Annotated in this window: 3 protein-coding genes; 2 read left to right on the top strand and 1 reads right to left on the bottom strand. The window is 64.0% G+C overall.

The annotated features are described in order from the left end of the window. The first annotated feature begins 121 nt into the window (after window positions 1-121). Window positions 122-1,360 (top strand): nitronate monooxygenase family protein, encoded by a 1,239-nt coding sequence (locus D7Y15_RS42540; RefSeq protein WP_233605307.1) that lies wholly within the window; start codon window positions 122-124, stop codon window positions 1,358-1,360. Between the two features lie 1,168 nt (window positions 1,361-2,528). Further along, window positions 2,529-3,047: a hypothetical protein gene (locus D7Y15_RS42535; protein WP_148713029.1), complete on the top strand. Its 519-nt coding sequence runs from the start codon at window positions 2,529-2,531 to the stop codon at window positions 3,045-3,047. 277 nt (window positions 3,048-3,324) lie between these two features. Here the strand turns inward: D7Y15_RS42535 and D7Y15_RS42530 are convergent, their stop codons facing one another. Continuing rightward, window positions 3,325-4,050 (bottom strand): hypothetical protein, encoded by a 726-nt coding sequence (locus D7Y15_RS42530; protein ID WP_199746065.1) that lies wholly within the window; start codon window positions 4,048-4,050, stop codon window positions 3,325-3,327. Window positions 4,051-4,199 lie beyond the last annotated feature (149 nt).

Here is a 4,199-nt window from a genome sequence, read left to right as displayed (position 1 = left end):
GTTCTGACGGACGCGGGGCTGGGGCCCGGCGGCCTCATCCCGGAGGAGTGAGGCCGCTCTGCTGGCCAGTGAGCACGGCCCCGCCCGGCCGCGGCTGAATCAGGGGGAGGCACTGCTAATCTTGAAGGCTCGGTACGTCAGCACCCTTTCGGGAGACGCGATGAACGGCGCGAACGACGGACGACCCGGCCAGCCCTCTGCTTCCTCCGAGGACGAGGCGTCGCTGGCGGACGGCGAGTCCGATGCCGCGGGCCTGGAGGCCCGTCCGAAGTCGAAGCCCATCTACGTGTTGGAGGGCAACACGCTGAGGACGCGGCTGACGCGCGAGCTGGGCATCCACTATCCCTTCGTCGGAGCGGGCATGGCGTTCGTGTCCCTGCCTCCGTTGGTGGTGGCGGTGTCGGAAGCGGGCGGCCTGGGAATGTTGGGTACGGCGCCGGAGCCGCCGGGCGTGCTGGAGGCGCGGCTGAAGGCCATCCAGGCGGGCACGCAGCGCCCCTACGGCGTGGACTTCATCGTGGACCGGCTGGAGCCGCAAGGCTTCACGACGCGGGACCACATGGACACGTGCATCGCGGCGAAGGTGCCGGTGGTGGTGTTCCACTGGGCGTTGCCGCCGCGCGAATGGATTCAAGCGCTGCAGGCCGCGGGGACGCGGGTCTGGGTGCAGGCAGGCACGGTGGAGCTGGCAAGGCAGGCACTGGACGCCGGGGTGCAGGGGCTCATCGCCCAGGGGCGGCAGGCGGGCGGGCGCAACCTGGGCAGCACGCCGACGTTGGTGTTGCTGAAGGAGTTCCGGAAGCTGACGGACGCGGTGCCGGTGCTGGCGGCGGGAGGCATCGCGGACGGACTCAGCGCGGCGCGCGCGCTGCATCACGGCGCGGACGGCGTCTGGGTGGGCACGCGGCTGGTTGCGTCGGTGGAGGCGTACGCGCACCCGCTCTACAAGGAGCGGCTGGTGGACGGGGACGCGGGTGACACGGCGCTGACGACGTTGTTCGGGCCGGAGTGGCCGGGCAAGCGCATGCGAGTGATCCGCAACCGCGTGGTGCGCGAGTGGGCGGGGCGCGAGTCGAGCGTGCCGCCGACGGCGGAGTCGGACGCCATCGGGACGACGCGGCTGTTCCCGGGCGTGCTGGACGTGCAGTACGTGATGCCGAAGTTCAGCTCCTTCCTGCCCACGCCGGACACGCAGGGGGACCTGGAGGAGATGAGTCTCCCGGCGGGAGGCGCGAGCATGGCGCGCATCGACACCGTGCAGCCCGCCGGGCAGATCGTCGTGGAGATGATGGAGCGGGCCCGGAGGTTGTTGGAGTCGCCGGAGGGGCTGGATGAGGCGGATGAGGAGGACCGGGGGTAGCCCAACTTCATGGCCGGCTCTACTAGCAATGCAGCCGTAGCCACCTTCTTGTGCGGTGGCCTTGTCTTGCAGCCTCGCACAGGGAACGCATCAAATGCGAGATAGTCGACTACGTCGGTGCTGCATGGCTGCTGCTTGCCGCATGACGTAATAGATAGCTCGCATCTCCAAACGGGGCTTCTCGAGCGGTAGTGAAATCAGGGGCGTCCACTCCCTGGCCAAGATACAATACGAGTATCTCCTCAAGAGAGCTTGCCAAGTCTCCTGTCAACTGCGCTCTCTCTGTATCGCCGCGAGCGCTAAATCGCTCGCGGCGGCGCAGCGCGTGAACCATAAAAATGCCAATGTATCGCTCTGCCGCAATGGGCGCTAGCTGTGTTTTTGAGACAAACGCGGATGTCCATGAGCCCAGGATGAATGCCAATACAGGGGCCCACCATGCATGCAGGAAAGCAACTCCCAGAGCAGCGAACCTGAAGATGTTGACACAGGCTACAAGACTGCTTGGCCATCCACTGGTGACTGCATCTTGGAGTCCGTTCGGCATGGCCTTGCTGACGATCGGGTCAACCAGAACCTTTCCCAGCCATAAGCCAGTACAGTGAAGTCTCAGGCAGAATGGCGCAATCAGTCCGCCAGCAACCGCCATCCCCAATGAAATGATGAGCCACATAGTCTCTCGAGTGAATTGGTATCCAGGTGGATTTGCCGAGTTTATCCCAGGCGGACGGCTGGTGCATCCTGGCGTCAGAGTTGACCGACCTCGGTGGATGAAGTTCTCAGCATGCTGCAGGGCAATAAGAAGCTGTGAGGTCCAAGGGGTTGGCGGCGCAGGAACGTGATGACTACGACTTCCCCGGAATAGCGCTGCGATGGTGGATGCGCGGATGCATGGGCGCCGGCTGGGCGGCTTTGGCTGGGAGCATGATAGGCTGTTTGACGGGTGTCCAAACTGCGCCCATTGGGGGAGTCAATGCTGGAAGGCGTGAAGTCTGTTTCTCTATCCGCTGCCAAGACGCTTATTAATTCTTTGATCGTTGCTATCGTGGCAATTGGTGCCATTAGTTGGGTATATAGAACTTTTCGGCCGGCCCCACTCGTGGGTGGCGAGTTGGCTATTGCTCTGGCTAGGCAAAGTCTGCAAACGGGCGCTGAGGACTTCGCTGGTATGGCGAAGCGCTACATGAACATATCTGAGGAGGATCGGCTTGATGGTCTCGCTCAGTCGCGGTTTCGCGAGACCCGAGGGGTTCTTACTGTAAAGGGATGGAACGCGAAAGAACTGGGGGGCGGTCTCTACTTGGTTGGTTTCGAGTGGTCCAATCCCTCTGGTGATGGAGATGTGGGAATCTTCTTTGAGGTTGATACGGAGAATCGATTCGCTCGACCGATCGTTCCCGATGATGAACTCTCCCTTAAGTACGGAATACTGACGAAGGAGGCGTTCGAGAAAGCTGAAGCGCTCACGCGCGACGTCATCAAGCGCAAGTATCCCGAAGCCGCCATGGAGTATGCCAATCATCTCCTTACGGTCAGCGGAAAGGCTGGTGGCGACTACGATCCGAACGAGGTGGCACAATCTGTCCATCGAAGTCTCAAGGATGCCTTCGACCACCGTCGGGATCAGTTCCTCCGGGTGAAGATGGTCAAGGGGACCACGGTGGGCGAGTACTCCGCCAAGTACTGATGCGGCGAGCAGTCGTGCTGGGCAGAGGCATGTGAGTCGTTGCGCAGCGAACTGTTTAGAGGAACATCGCTGCTTGTAGCCGCCCCCTGGCTCGTAGAGGAACATCGCTGCTCGTAGCCGCCCCCTGGGTCGTAGCAGTAGGGGTGATAGGCCGAGGCGCCAGTTTTTCGACCTGGCGCTTCAGGCTATTCACCAGTGCTCGGTGGGATTGGAATCTGAATTGTTGCGAGCACGTAGGTTCCGGACACCATGCCGCATGACGAACTTGGCTCGTGAATCACTTCGGGAAGCGTGCCTTCAGCTGCTCCTGCCACGCATCCAACGCCTGATTCACTGCCATGCGTTTGGTGGCGGTCTCGGCTTTTGCGGCCTCCATGTAGAGGCCCACCAGTTTCCGCGCGAGGTCCGGAGCGACGTCCTGGCCCTTCGTGCGCTTGCGCAGCTCCGCGACCAGCCTGTCCAACCGCTGTGCCAATCGCTGCTCCGGCCCACTCGTCCGGGGCAGGGTGGGCAGCGAGGGCAGCAGGAGTGGCGGGACCTTGGGCATCTCTGGGACGACGACCACGGGCGGTGCGTCATGCAAGGCGATGCGCTGCGTCAGCTCCTTTTCGATGCCATCCAGCGCCACGTGGATCCGCGCACGCTCGGCCTCCGTCGTCGCATCCGCGGCGGCCCGGTACTGGTGGATCAGCTTGCCGCGCAACGCTCCGTCCTCATCCACGTCCTTCGCCCGCGCCCGCTGTTGCTTGAACAAACCAAACAACCGCCGCGCCAGCTTCTTTTCCGACGCCGTCGTGAGCGGCAGCGAAGGCAGTCCTGACTTCACCTCCGTCTCCGGCGCCTCTTCCTCGGGCGCCTCCGGCTCGGGCTCGGCCTCGGGCTCGGCCGTCACGACCGGCTCCGGCGCGGGTGGCACCACCGGATCCGGCGCCTTCACCACGGGCGGGACCGGCATGGGCAGACGCTGCTCCACCTTGGGCGGCGTCTCCGCGGGCCGGGTCATCCACCACAGGCCCGTGCCCAGCGTAACCGTCCGGCCAGTGACGTGCCGGGACGCTTGAAGACAGGCCCCGACCGTGCTCGGCGAGCGCCGCGAGGAGTGAGCTGTTCAGGGACTGGGCTGGAGGGGTGACTCGGGCGGGTCGGCGGTGC

It is taken from the genome of Corallococcus sp. AB030 (genome assembly GCF_003668965.1).
Taxonomy (GTDB): Bacteria; Myxococcota; Myxococcia; order Myxococcales; family Myxococcaceae; genus Corallococcus; species Corallococcus exiguus.
This window is presented reverse-complemented; position numbering and strand designations above follow the sequence as displayed.